This is a genomic window from Microcoleus sp. MON2_D5 (assembly GCF_036701905.1).
Lineage (GTDB): Bacteria > Cyanobacteriota > Cyanobacteriia > Cyanobacteriales > Microcoleaceae > Microcoleus.
Map to the genome: position 1 here is coordinate 1 of NZ_JAUBRM010000115.1, position 15,857 is coordinate 15,857.

Genomic DNA, 15,857 nt, shown 5'->3' on the forward strand with positions numbered 1-15,857 from the left:
TCTATCCTTTCTCTGCGCTGTGCTTATCTCAATGGTCAACTTTCCACTTGATATATGTGCAAAACTGAGATGCACCCTACTAAGCTTTGTCTACAATCTCTTTTGCTTTATCTTTGAGGTCTTCTTTCAGGTGAATTGCTGATGCTTCATCCTGCTTGGCTTGACCTTCTAATTTATCTTTCTGATTGCCTGTAACTTCGCTAGCAGCTTCTTGGATTTTGCCTTCAATATTCTTCGCTGTTGCTTCGACTCTATTTTCAATGCTCATAATTTTATATTCTAACTCTACAACTACTAATATAGGATTTTAAAGTTGAGTCTGAATCCCTCTTTAGATAGATGTGTTATTACTTTTATTTCAAAGTTAAAGGTTCGATTGGTATTTCCACAAGTTTATTTCGGGAGGAAAAACCGGATTTAATGCCGATCGCAGATTTCGGCACTTTAAACTTTTTCGCCAACAGCATGATTAATTCTTGATTGGCTTTACCATCAACAGGGGGCGATTTGAGATGTATTGTGAGGCTGCCGTCTGGTTGTTCTTCGATACTTTGCTGTTTGGAATTAGGTTTAACTTTGACTGTGAAAATAGTCATACTTCGACTTTCTCTGAATGTTCGATCTTCGTTCCCAAAACTTTCAGGAATTCAGCCAGCCAGTTAGGATGTGCTGGCCACGCGGGGGCGGTGACTAAATTGCCATCGACTACGGCTTCGGTAACGGGAACTTCTGTATATTTGCCGCCGGCCCGGAGTACGTCGGGGCTGCAAGCGGGGTATGCGGTGCAGCGTTTGCCTTCGAGTACGCCTGCTGCCGTTAGAACCTGTAAGCCGTGACAAATAGATGCGATCGGCTTTTTGCTGTTGGCAAAGTAGCGGGTAATTTGCAGCACTTGTTCGTTGAGGCGGATGTATTCTGGGGCGCGTCCTCCGGGGATAATCAAAGCGTCGTAGTCTGCCGGGTTGATTTCGTCAAAAGTGGCGTTTAAAGTGAAGTTGTGACCGGGTTTTTCGCTGTAGGTTTGATCGCCTTCAAAGTCGTGAATTGCGGTGCGAATTGTTTGGCCGGCAGCTTTGTCCGGGCAGACGGCGTGGACGGTGTGACCTACCATTTGCAGTGCTTGGAAAGGCACCATTACTTCGTAGTCTTCTACAAAGTCGCCGACTAGCATTAAGATTTTTTTTGCTGTCATGTTTCCAACTCCTGTTATTTTGAGTGTGTTAAATAGGATTTAAAAAAATGCGGGGCAGTTAAAAAGCCTGCCCCGCAAGCTATTCTGGAATCTAGAAACCGTTGCGTCCCCAAATGACCATTGAAATTGAGAAGGAGAACAGAACTAGCACCGAAACCCAACCGAGTGACAAAATATCCATAGCTATTTATTGAACAAACTGTACAAAGTGACTCCAAACCTTATGATAAGTCAATTTGAGCCATTTTTGAAATGAGGGCGCCGTGAAGGACTCGTCAAATTTTAGTGCCGCTGAACGGGTAGAATCTTTGAAGGCAGGGAGTGTTGCTGCTTTGTCTTGTTTGCTGGGTTTTGGGGCGATCGCCCTTGGTAATAGCTTAATTCTAGCGGATAGGTTGGATTCTCTGGCGAGTTTGCAGGTAAGGGAAATTGACCTAAATTTTGCCTTCAGAGGGGCGATCGCACTTTTGGGCGGTTTTTTGTTCGGCGTGACTTACCGCTATGCGATTCGCCGAGATGTTAACCCGCAGCTTAAATCTGGTGCGGTGTTGGCTTTTGGGTTGGTGCGGGCTTTTGGACAGTTGGATGCTGGATTGTTTTTTGAACCCGGGAAGATGCCCGCCCTACAGGAGTTATTGCCGTTTGCGGTTCGCGGTGTCGAGAGTGTGGTGTTGTTTGCGATCGCGGGTTTGGTTTTGGATTGGGCGATCGGGCGATCGTGGATTAAGCCCTTTGATTCTTGAGTGTAAAATCTTGCAGCATTTTTAGGAACAGGCAAGATGCCTGTTCCACAAAAGTTCAATTTTATTGTGGGGCGTTGCTCCTAGCCCGCCCAAAAAATACAATTTAGATGCGAAACAGCTTATTTTGCGCTAAACCCGCCCCTAAAGATTTAATACCTCAAATTCTGGATTGCCGTAAAGCATTTGCCTGTCTACCGCCGACAAAACTTTATTGTTAGCAGCATCAGAAACTAAACACTGACAAACTAGCTGCGCTACATCCGCCCGGTGAATACTTCCAGCAACTCGACAATCTTCTGTTAAAATACCGTTGCCTGTGGCAGGTTCCGATTTGAGTCCCCCCGGACGAATCACTGTATAAATCATCCCGCTTTCTATCAAATGATTTTCGGCTTTTTCTTTCTCAATTAAGACCGGGCCCAAAGTTTCTAAAGCTTGGGGCGGCAAAGCGCCGGCACTATTACCGCTGCCGATGGATGAGACTAAAATAAATTTTTGCACGCCTGCTTTGACAGCCGCATCAATCAAGTTTTTGTTGCCCAAATAATCGGATATTTCTCGATCTTTTGGCAAGCTGCCAATTGTGCTGATTACGGCATGAATTGGCTCACGGCCAGACATCGCCGCTTCCATAGCGGCAGCATCCAAAGCATCGCCCGTGACGACTTTGAGCCCCATTGCTTCTAATTCTGTGCTGGTTGGGGACGATCGCAAAAGTGCTGTTACTTGCATCTTTTGTTCTACCAACAACTTCGCGATTTCTAGGCCTACGCCTCGGCTAGCACCCGCTAAAAAAATGTGGGATTTCTCTGTCATATTAATTGTGTTTTAAGTTGTGCATAAATTGGTTGTTTTGACTGTGGAACAGTATACAACAATCCTCTGTAAATTTTTGAATTAGTTTTTTTTAACCGCAGAGGGCGCAGAGGGCGCAGAGGAAGAGAGGGGAATGATTCGCAATTACCTATTCCCATTTTCCAATTTACGTTAGATTTTTTTGCCCACCATTACTACCCAAGATTGAGCTTCGCGGGGTAAGCCGGGGGGGCGATAGTAGTGATTGACAATTGCAAATCCCGCTTGTTCTAAACAAGGCGCTAAAGTATGATATTCCCATCCGGCAGTATAGCGTTTTCCCGTCGGCCGCTCGTCGTATCCCTCCCAATTTCCCCGGCACATTGACATGACAATTGCACCGTTAACAACTAAGGCTTTGTGCAAATCTTGCAGCACTTTCACCATCTCGTCCCTGGGAACGTGAATCAGGGAAGCATTGGCAAAAATACCGTCAAATTCTGCTTGTGGCAAGTCTAGGTTCAGAAAAGATTGCTGCCAAACTTCACATCCCGATAACTTCTTAGCTATTTCTACAAATGCCGGAGTTGCATCTAAGCCTACAACTGTGTGTCCTTGGCTCTTGAACGCTACTAAATCTCGTCCCGGGCCGCATCCTATATCGAGAATTTTACCGGGATTGCGGGGCATAGCAGCGGTCAGTGCATCGCGATTTTGGGATACGTCGTGATGCCAAGTTCCTTCTCGGAAAGATTCGGCAGTTAGCTGGTATTCTGCGATCGTAATTTCTTCGCGTTTGTCCACAATTTCCCCCTCTTGTAGGATTTTAGATTTTAGATTTTAGATTTTAGATTTTAGATTGAATAATGTCAACCTTAGAATAAGGGTTTCTGACTACAATCTAAGAACTTAAGGCTTACGCATTTGCTACGTCAGAAACCCGGTTTCTCTTGCCCATGAGTAAGCGTGAAGTAGAGATATTGGGTAGGCACACGGCACTGCCGTGTCCTACTCTATTTCATCCGGTTGACCTGGTATAAGAGTTAAACAACCAGGGTTTTTTGTTCGGATTTGGTAACTGCTGAATCAACTTCTAAAAGAGAACCTTCGGGGGATTCGATCGCAAATCCCGCATCTCGAATCATGTCCCAATCTTGATGGGCAGCTTGTCCGGGAGTTGTCAGATAATCGCCAACAAAGATAGAATTAGCGGGGTAAAGTCCGAGAGGTTGCAGCGATCGCAAATGCACCTCCCGTCCCCCAGCAATCCGAATTTCTTGACTGGGAAGCAAAAATCGGAACAAACAGAGAATTCGCAAACATTGGCGGGGATTTAACCTGTTCACATCTGCAAATGGCGTTCCGGGAATCGGAATGAAAAAGTTGACCGGCACGCTAGTAACGCCCAATTTGCGAAGCGAAAGCGCTAAATCGATCGCATCATCATCCGATTCACCCATCCCCAAAATTCCGCCGGAACAAGTTGTGATTCCCGCTGCTTTTACGTGTTCGACAGTTTCCACCCGATCGCCAAAAGTGTGAGTCGTGCAAATGTCCGAGTGATATGATTCGGAAGTATTGAGATTGTGATTTACGCGATCGACTCCAGCTTTAGCCAAACGGTGAGTTTGTTCCTCGCTCAACAATCCCAAACAAGCACAAATTTTCAGGTTATGATTTGCCTTCACAGTCTCGACAGCATCTAAAACGCGATCGAAAGTAGATGCGCTGGGTTGACGGCCCGAAATCACCAAACAAAACGTACCAGCTTTTAAATCGGCGGCGCGTTGGGCGGCATCCAGAATTTTCTCCTTAGCTAAAAGCGGATATTTCTCAATTTCCGCAGTCGAAATTTTTGACTGAGAACAATAATGGCAATCTTCAGGACAAAGGCCGCTTTGAGCATTTAACAAATAGTGCAGCCTGACTCGGTTTCCCCAGTAGTGGCGGCGCACCCGATAAGCTGCGTTTAGTTGTTCCAGCAAAACCTCATCCGGTGCGCGCAATACGGCTAAAGATTGCTCGCGAGAGATACATTTGCCCGCCAGCGCGTCGTCAGCCAAATCGTTCCAATTGGGTAAATTCATTACTAAAATTAAAGGGGTTACAGAGTATCCAAAACCTGACGAATTACCCGATAAATCGATTCGAGTTCATCAGGAGAAATGCAGTAGGGAGGCATCAAGTAAAGCGTGTTTCCCAAGGGGCGGAGCAAAAACCCCGCTTCGAGAAATTTGGCTTTCAATACAGGAGCAATGTCATTAAAATAACCGGAAACGCTTTCGGTTTTCACATCCATTGCTGCGATGGTGCCGCAAGTCCGAATCCGTTCGAGTTTAGGATGATTTCTCAGCCATTGATTCAGGTATTGGCGGTGCAATTTTTCCATCCCTTGATACACATTTGGGTTTTGCTCCAAAAGCTCCAAGGATGCTACACTCACCGCACAAGCTAAGGGATTTCCGGTGTAAGAATGACTGTGAAAAAAAGCTTTGTCCGGTTCATCTCGCCAGAAAGCTTGATAAATATCCTCCGATGCCATTGTGACAGCAATTGGCAAACAGCCGCCAGACAATCCTTTAGACAAACACAGGATATCCGGTGAAGTTCCCGATTTAAGCGAGGCAAACAGTTCGCCCGTGCGGCCAAAACCCGTCATTACTTCATCGTAAATCAACAATACATTAAACTGGCGAGCAAGTTGTGCGATCGCCTGCAAAAACTCAGGGCGGCACATTCGCATTCCCCCGGCACCTTGCACCAAAGGTTCGATAAAAATTCCCGCATAGCCGCCCTGCTTTAACAAAAACTCCAATTTCTCTAAACTCGCCGCCTCCTTGCTTTCCACCTCCTCATCGCCGTCAAAAGTCGCGGGAAAAGGAACAACATCCCCAGCAAACATTAAAGGTGCAAAAGATTCCCACCACAGCGAACTTCTGCCAGCAGACATCGCGCCCACAGTATCGCCGTGATAACCTCCCTCAAAACTAATAAAGCTAGTGCGGTTAGTTTCTCCGAGATTGCGCCAATATTGAAATGCCATTTTCAGAGCCACTTCAACAGCAGTCGATCCGTTATCAGAAAAGAAAATCCGCGTTAAAGAAGCAGGCGTATGAGTTAGCAACTTACTCGCCAGTTTCTGGGCAGGTTCGTGAGTAAATCCGGCAAATATTACGTGTTCTAATTTTTGGGCTTGTTCGTAAAGAGCCTCAGCGAGAACCGGATGGCTGTGCCCGTGAACAGTCACCCACCAACTAGAAATGCAGTCTAGAATTTGCCGCCCGTCTGCTAATTCCAGCACCGATCCTTTGCCGCGAATTACCTTCAGCGGCGGGGCAGCCGTTTTCATTTGCGTGAAGGGCTGCCAAATCGGTGAACTTGAATAATTATGTTCCTGATCCGCAGTCATTTTTACCAATCAAACTAATATTAAGTCGCCTTTTAATATAGCAATTTTCCCTCACTTATGAACTTTTTATTTTTTCTTCTTTCTTCTTCTCTTCCTTCGTGTCCTTAGCGTCTTCGCGGTTCGTTCAAAAAAAATCTAGTTTGGAGTTGAAGGCGGCTGCCCTGCAACGTCTGCCGCCAGATCGCGTATTCCCCGGCCATGCTTAAAATTGTCAGTTACAATTTTCGGCCTTTCAGCAAATAAGTCGTCATTGCTCCTTTGCCTTTAACATTAATTTTACCGCGCTTTTCCAACAAATACTTATCGCAAAGCAACTCATAAGTTGAGCTGCTAACTTGAATTTTACCCGGAAGCCCCTGAGATTCCATGCGGCTTGCTGTATTCACAGCATCTCCCCACAAATCGTAAATAAACTTTTTAGTGCCGATGACCCCTGCTACCACAGGCCCAGTATTAATGCCAATGCGGATATTGAGAGGTTTACCGCATTCGTCGCGGAATTTCATAATTTCTTCCTGCATTTCCAGCGCCATTTCGGCAATAGATTCGGCGTGATTTGTACAGGGAAGTGGCAAACCGCCTGCTACCATATAATTGTCGCCTATCGTCTTAATTTTTTCTAAGCCGTATTGTTCGCTTAAGCGATCGAAAGATGAAAATATTTTGTTAAGTAATTCTACTAATTCTTCAGGAGACGTGCGCGACGATATTTCGGTAAAGCCCACAATATCAGCAAACAAAACCGTAACCTCGGCAAATCCGTCCGCAATATTTATCTGACCTTGTTTTAGGCGATCGGCAATCATTACCGGTAATATATTTAGTAATAAACGTTCCGACTTTTCTTGTTCAGCGCGCAATACTTCCTCAGCTTGTTTACGCTGTGCGATTTCCTTGTATACTCGGTGAAACATTTGATTGAATGCGACCATGAGTTCTCCTAACTCGTCATCCCGCTTGACAGACAGAGAGTAGAAATCAGGTTGTTCTCGATCTTTGCTCAAAGCGTCTCCAGCAGCGATCAAGTCATCGCGCAATCTCAAGAGAGGTGAAATTACTGTCACCCCTAAAAAAAACATAGTAACAGAAGTGACAAAGGCTGATATAATGATGACTAGAACGGCAATCCGCCCGATAAATGCGTAGAGTTCCGGTTGAACGGTGGAAGCATCGTGGCGAACAATTAAGATGTAATCGCCTCCAAAATGTCGCTCCGTCCAAGCAATATCGTAGCGCTTGCCATCGAAATTGTGACTGTGAACTATACGAGCTCTTTTTAGTTGCTTTAAACTGATTTCTGGGGGTTCGCCAAGTGTATATATTAGCTGACCGTTAGGTTGGTAAATAGATAGTCCTAACACTACTTGAGAATCCTTAATAATATTTTTTACTTCTTCTTGCAAGAAAGTGCGATCGGAAATATCTTGTTGAAGCAAAAACTCTAGGGAATCAACAGTCGCGCGAGATACCTGTTCCAGTTGACTTAAAAGTTCATTTTCTCGCCGAAAATAAGAGGGAACTAAAATAATTCCCTCTATGACAAGAATGCTAGCAAATACCCACAAAGCTATTTGCCTAGACAAGCGAGATTGGAAAAATTTTAAGAATGATAAAATCCGCGATCGCATAAAATTTACTATTTTGCCAATGGCTAATGTAGGACATAGGAAAAAAACCGGGTTTCTGGTAATCAATTTGGGGTGTGTCAACGAACCAACCGCGCAGAAACCGGGTTTCTCACATCCCCTGTGTAATTCCTGTAATTTTCAGCAGTCAACAGCCAGCAGCTATTAACTGTTAGTTCTGGGCTGACGACTAACAACGAATGACTGATGACTTCGGACTAAGTAGCATACCCCTTAATAATATAATAAACAAATTAAACCGAAACTGCGCTGACTAGCCTGCCGGCAAGCAGATAAGTATTCATATCGCCCTTACCTTTGATGTGGATAATTCCTCTGTCTTCAAACAGATACTTATTTTGCAAGATATCGTAAGTTGATTGTGTGACTTGAATCGCGCCGGCAATCCCGTGGGATTCCATGCGGGCTGCTGTATTGACGGCATCGCCCCAGAGGTCGTAAATAAATTTTTTAGTGCCAATAACCCCCGCAATTGCAGGCCCGGTATTGATGCCGATGCGAATGTTAATTCCTGTATGATGTTTGGCATTAAATTTTGCTAATTCCTCCTGCATATCTAAAGCCATTTCCGCAATGCTTTCGGCGTGGTTGGTGCTGGGATTCGGCAAGCCTCCAACTACCATGTAAGCATCTCCAATTGTTTTGATTTTTTCCAAGCCGTACTTTTCCGTTAAACCATCGAAGGCTGAAAAAATTTCGTTGAGAAACTTGAGCAATTTTTCGGGAGATATTTGTGATGAAAGCACCGTAAAGCCTACGATATCCGCAAACAAAATCGTGACTTCTGCGAAGCCGTCAGCAATAGTGCTTTGACCGTCTTTGAGCTTGGCAGCAATGGATTCGGGTAAAATATTGAGCAGCAGGCGATCGCTCTTTTCCTGTTCTTTCAGCAATTCTACATTAGTTTCTTGCAATTGTGCCGTGCGTTCCCTGACCCGCTGTTCTAATTGTTTAGCATTTTGGCGCAACCTGCTGATCGATAAAGTCAATCCTGTGATGCCTAAAATTGAAAGTCCTGCTAACAGTAAAAACAGGTTTTTAAGTTCACCTTGAGTAGTTTTAGTGATGGTATCGAGAGGTTGAATAATTTCTAATATCCCCCGTACATCTCCCACTTTCCAATCATTTTTAGGACTGTCACGGTGACTATTGTGACAGTTAACGCAGCTAGGAGTTAGAATATCGGCCTCGGCATATCGAAAAGCTGGCTTCCCGCGAAAATTTTCACTTCTGAAAAATTTTTCTTTCGGATTTTTGGTCAAATAGGTAATAGCTTGCTGTTCAAAATTGTCTCGGACGCCCCCTTCTTTTCGCCGCCAGGGAAACGGGTACTCGCTGTAGACACGAAGTAATACTTCGGGATTTTTGTTGGTGATCTGGTTGCCCAGTTCTATTAAGAAGGTGGCCGGTACGGGAATTGCTACTTTTGTCGGGTTGTAGTCGTGGGTAAAGTTAATCGCTTTAGCAGTGTTGAGAGGATTGACAACATCCGTACTATAAAGGGTGCGGGCTTCTTTAACAGCTTGGGCATAGAGGGTGGCATTTTGGAGGGCTTGCGATTCAATTAGGGTTGAGGAAAGACGAGACATATTTGCCATCGCTACTCCTACACCTACACAAAATAAAATTGTCACCGCAAGCAGAATTCGCTTGTAAATTAATTGGCTGATGGCAGCCAGAATTCTAGAAATCAACTGGCGCAGGGTATCCTCAAGCATGAGGTTTAATCTTGATTGGAATTTATGCACTACTAACATAACACTGCTTGTTCAGAGTGTTTTGCTGGCGTCAGGGGTAAAGCAAGACTCTCTGAGTGCAAGGGATGGTTAATTATTGTTTACCGCGAGTGTTTCGCTTATCCGTAAGAATACCCATAACTTGATAGTGGTTTTCTGTTGAGTGAAGTACAGATGATCGTGTAAGGACACGGCACTGCCGTGTCCCTAGTTCACGCATTTTTTGTTCTATTTCGGTTAGGATAACAATTGTAGTCTATGGTTGGCGATCGTGAATTCTGACTCTACTGTCTCACCTACTAACAACGAAATTTTTCCGGGAGAAGTTTTCGTCAATACTGCTGATTTTGATACGGGCATTCGGCGACTTTTACCTAAATATGACGAAATGCTGGATGTATGAGCAGGCTGCATTGCTAACACAAACCATCGCATTTTAGAACTAGGCTGCGGTACGGGGGAACTCACTTTAAAAGTTCTCCAACGCTACCCATCAGCGGAAATAGTTGCTGTCGATTACTCGCCGCGAATGCTTGATTTTGCCCGCGCCAAAATAGAGTCGGCAGGATACGCAGCCCGGTGGACTGGCCTAGAAATGGATTTTGGAGAATGGGCGAACAATCCAAATTTATCGCCCAAGCCTGATAAATTCAATGCTTGCATTTCATCTCTGGCAATTCATCATCTTGAGGATGAGATGAAGTTGAAATTGTTTGAACGCATTCGCGAAAGTTTAAATGCTGGTGGCTGTTTTTGGAATGCCGATCCTCTTTTAGCAGAATCAGCAGCAATGAAAGATATTTATCAAGCGGCGCGAGAAGATTGGGCGCGGACTCAGGGGGAAACCTTAGCACAAATTCGCGCAAATGTGGGAACGAGTGTCTCTTACGGGTATTCTAATCCCGATCGCCTAGCTACACTTTCGGCACAGTTGGAAATGCTGGTAAAAGCTAGATTTGACACTGTTGCAGTTCCTTGGAAGTACTACGGTATGGCGGTGTTTGGGGGATTTGTTAATTGAGAAAAGCAGTCCTGGAGGCGGAACTTCTATATGTAGGGTGCGCGAATAAGCACCTTACTGCTTAAAGAAAGATTGCAGTTAGTATTTTATGTTACTAAGTTCTGCTTGAGAAAATATATAATACTGCCAGCATTGAGGAAACAAAATGACTGCAACTGCGATTCAAAGTATTGACTGGGATGCTTTTTCTTCGGAACTCTCGGGAATCGAAATAATTAGCGATCGCGCGCAAGTTGTCAAGCTATCTCAAGACTATTATCACTTCAGTCCCGTTTTGCAACCTCTCTTAAGTGATAAAACAGGAGATTTAGTAGTGCGTCCCGCCAACGAAGCCGAAGTTTTGCGGATTGCAGCAGCCTGCGTCAAATCCAAAATTCCGCTAACTGTTAGAGGTGCAGGAACGGGCAATTACGGGCAGTGCATTCCCCTTAACGGCGGCGTCATTTTAGATACCAGCAAAATGCACGGTATCCGCTGGATTAAACCGGGTTTAGCTTGCGTAGAACCGGGGGTGAAAATGTCGGTTTTCGACAAACAAGCGCGAGAAACGGGTTGGGAATTGCGGATGGTTCCCTCAACCTATCGCACCGCAACGATTGGGGGATTTATCGGCGGCGGTAGCGGGGGAATTGGTTCGATAACTTACGGCCAATTGCGCGATCGGGGAAATCTTCATGCCGTTCGAGTCGTTACAATGGAAGACGATCCCCGCGTCATCGAATTGCGCGGCGATGAAGTGCAAAAAGTCAATCACGCTTACGGCACAAATGGGATTATTACTGAGTTAGAAATTCCCCTCGCCCCTGCTTATCCTTGGGCGGAAATCATTGTCGCTTTTGACGATTTTATGACAGCGGCAAACTTCGGTCAAGCTTTGGGCGATGCTGACGGGATTATCAAAAAACTAATTTGTGTTTGTGCTTGGCCGATTCCTGCTTATTTTGCTGCTTTCCGCGAGGACATTCCTGAAGGTAAGCACTGCGCTTTGTTAATGGTAGCTGAATCTTGTCTGGAACCGCTGCAAGATTTAGTGCGCGAATATGGCGGCACAATTTGCTATCAAAAAAACGCGCCAGCAGCGAGCAAAGGTGCTGCAATTGCTGAATTTACTTGGAATCATACAACTCTGCACGCTCGCAGCGCTGACCCCTCTCTGACTTATTTGCAGACGCTTTTTCCCGCAGATAAAGGTTTGAAATTGATTGAGGAACTGTATAATTATTATGGGGATGAGGTGATGATGCACTTGGAGTTTTTGCGGATGAATGGCAAGGCGATCGCCGCAGCTTTGCAAATAGTTCGTTACACTACGGAATCACGGCTCAATGAAATTATTCGCTATCACGAAGAGCAAGGCGCGCTGATTGCTAATCCTCACACTTATATATTGGAAGATGGAGGGATGAAAAGTATTAATGTGGAACAGTTGCAGTTTAAAGAGTTGGTCGATCCTTACGGTTTGCTTAATCCGGGTAAAATGCGGGCGTGGTTGGAACGGGATTAAGGGCGATGGTTTTTAGATAAGATTCAGATCTTGAAATCGCTGCTAGACAAACGAAGTCCGCCTAAGCGCTGGCTTCGCTCACGCGGACTGAGAAATGAGCAAACAGGAGTTGTAAATTTAAGGGACGGGGGCGGTAATTTCTGCTGGTGCGATCGCCCCTTCTGAAGGTACAGCTTGCTTTTCCAGTAGTAGGCGTTGTTTGTTGCGAAATTCTGCGGCCGCATCATTCAAATTTTGGCGCTGTTCGGTATTAAATTCTTCCATGCTGCGACCGCCTCCCAAATTGGATCTGTGAATTAAATCAAATATTCCGCTGCCGCTGCTGCGGCCGGAAAATGGGTCGGTATTGTCTTGAGTTTGAAAGTCTTGCAGCGGTTGGGCATTATTTAAACCGCTGGCTTGAGCGAAGCTTGCTTGAGGGGAGAACAGAGCACAGGATGCGATCGCGCTTGCAGCAATCCCAATCATCAATTTGCCCGATTTGGAAGTTTTGGTGTTCATAATTTATTAGTTGAACCTTCAAAAAAACAATTCTATCTAAACAATATTCTGACTTGCGACTAAATATTATATTACTTCGCTGGGGGTAAGGAGACGGCAATGCCCATTGGTGTCAACTTAAGCCTGAAAGCCTTGATAAATGTCGTTTTTACCTGAGTCCAGATCCCCCTAAATCCCCCTTAAGAAGGGGGACTTTGATCCATTTCCGGTTCCCCCCTTCTTAAGGGGGGCTAGGGCGGATCTAGGCTTAATAGTCCAACACCATTGTGTGACTGGGTTTGACGTTAAGTTGACACCAATGGGCTCTTGGAGTGTCCCTACAATTGACGGTGCAGGCTAAACGAGCGCCCGCAGATTTCCGGCGATCGCCCTAAGCAAACCTGCGTCTCAGCAGCGGTTGAATGCTCAGCAGCGCCACCAAATCAAAGGCTAGCAGCACTAAAAGCGCTCCTCCAAAGGTAACATTACCCCAAGGAGCTTGCATCACCACACTTGCTAGCGACCAATCGCTGTGCAGGTACAAATAGCGGATGGGTTCGATCGCGTAACTCAGAGGATTGAGAGTCACCACAACTTGCAGCCACTCTGGCATAAATGACAGCGGCGCGAGGGCTGTGCTGGCAAATAACAGCGGCAAGTTAGTAACAAAAATTACCGCAATTAATTCTACGTGGCCCGGAAGAGCGAAAGCTAAACCCAGACTCAAGCCGGTGACGCCCAAAACTAACAGCAGGACAATTAGGGCGATCGCCCCCAGTCCGGCAATACCGGGGAATCCCGCGCCCAAAAACGCCCCCGCTGTAACGATTGTGCCGGTTTGGATAAAGCTGAGGGTGACGATAAAAATAGCCGAAGCTAGGACGATCGAAAATCGGGAAGCCAACGGCGCGACTAACAAGCGGTTGAGAAATCCGAACTCGCGATCGAACATAATCGGCAAACCAGCATTCAGCGCCCCGGCAAAGGCAGTAAAAACGATAACGCCAGCGCCGAGAAATTGCCCGTAATTCTGGCTTTCGCCGAACAAGCCTGCGGGAGCATTTTCAAACAGAGCTCCGAACAAAACCAACCACATCAGCGGCTGAATAATTCCTGCAACTAGCGTCGAGGGGCGGCGCTGCAATTGAATAAACAAGCGCTTGGTTAAGGCGAGTGTTTCTTGGATGAAGTCGCCCAGCAGGGAACTGGAAGTGTCAGCGGATGCCGTGGAGAGTGGCCGCTGCTGGTTGAGGTTGTTGGGGGATGTAACAGTACCGCTCATAATTGCTTGTTGTTGATTTTGACTGTTGTGATTATGTTTACAGGAAATATGTTGAAAGCGATTTTGGCAGGATGCTTTGATTATAGGCTATTTGGAGTTGAGAGGGCGGGGTAGCTGCTGCTATTGCTGTTCATCGAGTAGCTGGAATGAAAGGAGAAAATTGTAGTAAAATGGGTAAAGGCTACATATTAATTTAGTTTCGGAACTCTTAACAATATTTGAGAATAAATTGATGTCCTCAAGTGCGATAGCCTCTAGCAAAACAAGCTGAGGTAATGTTGCAACATTACCAGGAAGATAGAGAATGGCCAGAATTAGAAGCAGGAGATTTAATTGACTACTAACTCTCCTTCTCCTAAATGGGGTGATATTTGGTTGGCTAATTTTGACCCAACAGTGGAAGCAGAAATCAAAAAAATTCGTCCGTCTGTAGTGGTAAGTTCTGATTGTGTTGGCAAGTTACCACTGAAATTGGCTGCACCTATCACAGATTGGAAAAAATATTATGCTGGCAATATCTGGCACGTTAAGATTGAGCCAGATATTGCTAAATTCTGTTTAAATGTCAACAAACACCGAAAGCAGCAGGAACGATTAAGCTCTATCAGCCTGCTTTTCTCCTGTGATATCAGGAGAGCATAAAGGATGAGATTTTTCGTCAAAAAACTGTATGTCGTCTGGCTTCATTACGCCTTCCCAATACTCCATTTGCTGAGCTACATCTCCATCATCTACGGTTATGGAAATAGCTACTGTCTTAGGGCTTGGTTCAACAATTGCATCTAAAATGTGCTGGTTAAAATCAGGATTTTTATCCAGCAGATTTTTATCAAGGTTCAACGGGTTGCCAAGTACAACAAGTTTATCAGTGTTTTGTTTGAGCCTGCCATAAGCAAACGACAGATACTCGGAGTTGTTAATGAATTTGAGTTTGTCTGTCGATGTACCTTCCGCCATGCACAAGGGTCGGATATCTGGCTTTTTCCAGAGGTCTTCACATTGTTTTAAGATGTGTTCTCCTTTTTCTTTTTTAGGGGGTTTTTCTTTTTTATTGGGATTAATAATTTTTAGGATTTCTTCTCCTTTAGAATATAGGTGTAAGCCCCCATGAATATAAAAAACCCTTAACCAGTGATTCTCTATGGCGGACTTGGGATCGAATTTATTAACCTTAAAGTAGTCTTGAAACCCTTTAGTCCCTCCATCTGACAGAAGGCTCCAGTAAATCAGCAAATCATAACTTGTATAAAACAGATTTTGATACTTCAATATTTCTTCTTTGACAGTGGTTAATACCGTTAATACCTCTGGTTTGATTTCTCCCCAAGGAATATGGACTCGCTTTACGGCTTGAATTAGAGAGCTTTGGATATTCTGATAACGTTTGTCTATTGTCTGGAGAATCGGTGGATGCGCCTGCGCCCCTAAAATCTCATTAACTACTTCTTTGGTTCTCGAAAGAGTTGCTAGTACCTTTTCAAAGTTTTCAGTGCCTAGAGCATTAAAAATTTTTATATCTTCTGCTGACAAGGAAGTGCCACCATTATTTTGTAATGAGGCCTCTTGATACAGGGATGAATCTTTGAAATCATTCCCCCTTGCACAACTAAAACCTTTGCCCAGCAAAAGACTGGTTTCCTTGTTTTCAAACTTTTCTCGAATCTCTTCCCATAAAAAAACTGGTGGGTTACTCATTTTTGTACCTATGGTTAACAAACAAAATTATCCAAAATTTAACAGTTGCATTTATTCCATCTATCGTAACACATATTTTTTAAATTGACAATCCTAAAAAATCCTAAAAATCACCAAATAACTTGATAAGTTACATCGAATATGAAACTCTTCTCACGATTCCACCTGTGTTAAAACAGTATGTTAAAATGGTTCGAGAGGAGTCTTAAATATATAGCTAATTGTTACAATGGCAGATACAAAACAACTCCTTTCCACTCCGATTGTTCGCTACAGTGTAAGGATTCAGGTCAGAGGGTATTGACAAGTGTGACATTCTAGGCGGAATATTACAATTATGCAAAAAAACCTCCC

18 protein-coding genes are annotated in these 15,857 nt (G+C 44.7%); 5 read left to right on the plus strand and 13 right to left on the minus strand.

All coding sequences use genetic code 11. The features are described 5' to 3' along the window. Nucleotides 1-79 precede the first annotated feature (79 nt). The 4 genes from QUA47_RS27270 to petN all read right to left on the minus strand — a co-directional run bounded on the left by QUA47_RS27270 (nucleotide 80) and on the right by petN (nucleotide 1,373). Nucleotides 80-268, minus strand: a complete 189-nt coding sequence (locus tag QUA47_RS27270; RefSeq protein WP_006631016.1) for a CsbD family protein — start codon at nucleotides 266-268, stop codon at nucleotides 80-82. Nucleotides 269-353: 85 nt separating this feature from the next. Then, entirely contained in the window at nucleotides 354-596 is a 243-nt protein-coding gene (locus QUA47_RS27275) for a DUF167 domain-containing protein (RefSeq protein WP_333433072.1), read from the minus strand. Further along, on the minus strand, nucleotides 593-1,192 hold the full coding sequence (locus tag QUA47_RS27280; protein WP_006631014.1) for a DJ-1/PfpI family protein: 600 nt from the start codon (nucleotides 1,190-1,192) through the stop codon (nucleotides 593-595). Before QUA47_RS27280 ends, QUA47_RS27275 begins: the two co-directional genes overlap by 4 nt. A 91-nt stretch (nucleotides 1,193-1,283) precedes the next feature. After that, a complete protein-coding gene (gene petN, locus QUA47_RS27285) occupies nucleotides 1,284-1,373 on the minus strand; it encodes a cytochrome b6-f complex subunit PetN (RefSeq protein ID WP_071883976.1) in 90 nt (29 codons plus the stop codon). Nucleotides 1,374-1,455: 82 nt separating this feature from the next. On the opposite strand from petN, the gene QUA47_RS27290 reads away from it, so the two are divergent. After that, the gene (locus tag QUA47_RS27290; RefSeq protein WP_333140195.1) at nucleotides 1,456-1,935 is read left to right on the plus strand and encodes a hypothetical protein; all 480 of its coding nucleotides are present in this window, start codon (nucleotides 1,456-1,458) and stop codon (nucleotides 1,933-1,935) included. Between the two features lie 141 nt (nucleotides 1,936-2,076). Here QUA47_RS27290 and QUA47_RS27295 read toward each other — a convergent pair whose 3' ends face one another. From QUA47_RS27295 to QUA47_RS27320, 6 genes are all read right to left on the minus strand, one after another. Continuing rightward, complete coding sequence (locus QUA47_RS27295) at nucleotides 2,077-2,751, minus strand: SDR family oxidoreductase (protein ID WP_333433073.1); 675 nt, start codon at nucleotides 2,749-2,751, stop codon at nucleotides 2,077-2,079. A gap of 171 nt (nucleotides 2,752-2,922) precedes the next feature. After that, a complete protein-coding gene (locus tag QUA47_RS27300; RefSeq protein WP_333433074.1) occupies nucleotides 2,923-3,534 on the minus strand; it encodes a class I SAM-dependent methyltransferase in 612 nt (203 codons plus the stop codon). Nucleotides 3,535-3,773: 239 nt separating this feature from the next. After that, on the minus strand, nucleotides 3,774-4,817 hold the full coding sequence (gene bioB / locus QUA47_RS27305) for a biotin synthase BioB (RefSeq protein ID WP_333433075.1): 1,044 nt from the start codon (nucleotides 4,815-4,817) through the stop codon (nucleotides 3,774-3,776). 17 nt (nucleotides 4,818-4,834) lie between these two features. After that, the gene (bioA, locus tag QUA47_RS27310; protein WP_333433076.1) at nucleotides 4,835-6,139 is read right to left on the minus strand and encodes an adenosylmethionine--8-amino-7-oxononanoate transaminase; all 1,305 of its coding nucleotides are present in this window, start codon (nucleotides 6,137-6,139) and stop codon (nucleotides 4,835-4,837) included. A gap of 215 nt (nucleotides 6,140-6,354) precedes the next feature. Next, the gene (locus tag QUA47_RS27315) at nucleotides 6,355-7,767 is read right to left on the minus strand and encodes an adenylate/guanylate cyclase domain-containing protein (RefSeq protein ID WP_333433077.1); all 1,413 of its coding nucleotides are present in this window, start codon (nucleotides 7,765-7,767) and stop codon (nucleotides 6,355-6,357) included. A 251-nt stretch (nucleotides 7,768-8,018) separates the two neighbouring features. Continuing rightward, nucleotides 8,019-9,503: an adenylate/guanylate cyclase domain-containing protein gene (locus QUA47_RS27320; protein ID WP_333433078.1), complete on the minus strand. Its 1,485-nt coding sequence runs from the start codon at nucleotides 9,501-9,503 to the stop codon at nucleotides 8,019-8,021. Between the two features lie 289 nt (nucleotides 9,504-9,792). Between QUA47_RS27320 and QUA47_RS27325 the strand changes: the two genes are divergently transcribed. The 3 genes from QUA47_RS27325 to QUA47_RS27335 all read left to right on the plus strand — a co-directional run bounded on the left by QUA47_RS27325 (nucleotide 9,793) and on the right by QUA47_RS27335 (nucleotide 12,046). Continuing rightward, the gene (locus QUA47_RS27325) at nucleotides 9,793-9,924 is read left to right on the plus strand and encodes a hypothetical protein (RefSeq protein ID WP_333433079.1); all 132 of its coding nucleotides are present in this window, start codon (nucleotides 9,793-9,795) and stop codon (nucleotides 9,922-9,924) included. A 9-nt stretch (nucleotides 9,925-9,933) separates the two neighbouring features. Continuing rightward, nucleotides 9,934-10,542, plus strand: coding sequence for a class I SAM-dependent methyltransferase (locus tag QUA47_RS27330; RefSeq protein WP_333433084.1), 609 nt, complete (start codon nucleotides 9,934-9,936; stop codon nucleotides 10,540-10,542). A gap of 145 nt (nucleotides 10,543-10,687) precedes the next feature. Then, nucleotides 10,688-12,046 carry an FAD-binding oxidoreductase gene (locus QUA47_RS27335; RefSeq protein WP_333433080.1) on the plus strand — a complete coding sequence of 453 codons (1,359 nt, stop codon included), beginning with the start codon at nucleotides 10,688-10,690 and terminating at the stop codon, nucleotides 12,044-12,046. A 117-nt stretch (nucleotides 12,047-12,163) separates the two neighbouring features. Here QUA47_RS27335 and QUA47_RS27340 read toward each other — a convergent pair whose 3' ends face one another. Beyond that, nucleotides 12,164-12,547: a hypothetical protein gene (locus QUA47_RS27340; RefSeq protein ID WP_333433081.1), complete on the minus strand. Its 384-nt coding sequence runs from the start codon at nucleotides 12,545-12,547 to the stop codon at nucleotides 12,164-12,166. 370 nt (nucleotides 12,548-12,917) lie between these two features. Continuing rightward, nucleotides 12,918-13,808, minus strand: a complete 891-nt coding sequence (locus QUA47_RS27345) for an ABC transporter permease (RefSeq protein WP_333182652.1) — start codon at nucleotides 13,806-13,808, stop codon at nucleotides 12,918-12,920. A gap of 333 nt (nucleotides 13,809-14,141) precedes the next feature. On the opposite strand from QUA47_RS27345, the gene QUA47_RS27350 reads away from it, so the two are divergent. Continuing rightward, a complete protein-coding gene (locus tag QUA47_RS27350) occupies nucleotides 14,142-14,450 on the plus strand; it encodes a type II toxin-antitoxin system PemK/MazF family toxin (RefSeq protein WP_333433082.1) in 309 nt (102 codons plus the stop codon). Here the strand turns inward: QUA47_RS27350 and QUA47_RS27355 are convergent. Beyond that, complete coding sequence (locus QUA47_RS27355) at nucleotides 14,403-15,503, minus strand: DUF4917 family protein (RefSeq protein WP_333433083.1); 1,101 nt, start codon at nucleotides 15,501-15,503, stop codon at nucleotides 14,403-14,405. The genes QUA47_RS27350 and QUA47_RS27355 overlap by 48 nt on opposite strands. Nucleotides 15,504-15,857: the final 354 nt, after the last annotated feature.

Bases quoted from the DNA above. Each gene is read 5' to 3' on its own strand.
- QUA47_RS27270 (WP_006631016.1), bottom strand. From the start codon at position 268: ATGAGCATTGAAAATAGAGTCGAAGCAACAGCGAAGAATATTGAAGGC.
- QUA47_RS27275 (WP_333433072.1), bottom strand. From the start codon at position 596: ATGACTATTTTCACAGTCAAAGTTAAACCTAATTCCAAACAGCAAAGT.
- QUA47_RS27280 (WP_006631014.1), bottom strand. From the start codon at position 1,192: ATGACAGCAAAAAAAATCTTAATGCTAGTCGGCGACTTTGTAGAAGAC.
- petN (WP_071883976.1), bottom strand. From the start codon at position 1,373: ATGGATATTTTGTCACTCGGTTGGGTTTCGGTGCTAGTTCTGTTCTCC.
- QUA47_RS27295 (WP_333433073.1), bottom strand. From the start codon at position 2,751: ATGACAGAGAAATCCCACATTTTTTTAGCGGGTGCTAGCCGAGGCGTA.
- bioB (WP_333433075.1), bottom strand. From the start codon at position 4,817: ATGAATTTACCCAATTGGAACGATTTGGCTGACGACGCGCTGGCGGGC.
- bioA (WP_333433076.1), bottom strand. From the start codon at position 6,139: ATGACTGCGGATCAGGAACATAATTATTCAAGTTCACCGATTTGGCAG.
- QUA47_RS27315 (WP_333433077.1), bottom strand. From the start codon at position 7,767: ATGCGATCGCGGATTTTATCATTCTTAAAATTTTTCCAATCTCGCTTG.
- QUA47_RS27320 (WP_333433078.1), bottom strand. From the start codon at position 9,503: ATGCTTGAGGATACCCTGCGCCAGTTGATTTCTAGAATTCTGGCTGCC.
- QUA47_RS27335 (WP_333433080.1), top strand. From the start codon at position 10,688: ATGACTGCAACTGCGATTCAAAGTATTGACTGGGATGCTTTTTCTTCG.
- QUA47_RS27340 (WP_333433081.1), bottom strand. From the start codon at position 12,547: ATGAACACCAAAACTTCCAAATCGGGCAAATTGATGATTGGGATTGCT.
- QUA47_RS27345 (WP_333182652.1), bottom strand. From the start codon at position 13,808: ATGAGCGGTACTGTTACATCCCCCAACAACCTCAACCAGCAGCGGCCA.
- QUA47_RS27355 (WP_333433083.1), bottom strand. From the start codon at position 15,503: ATGAGTAACCCACCAGTTTTTTTATGGGAAGAGATTCGAGAAAAGTTT.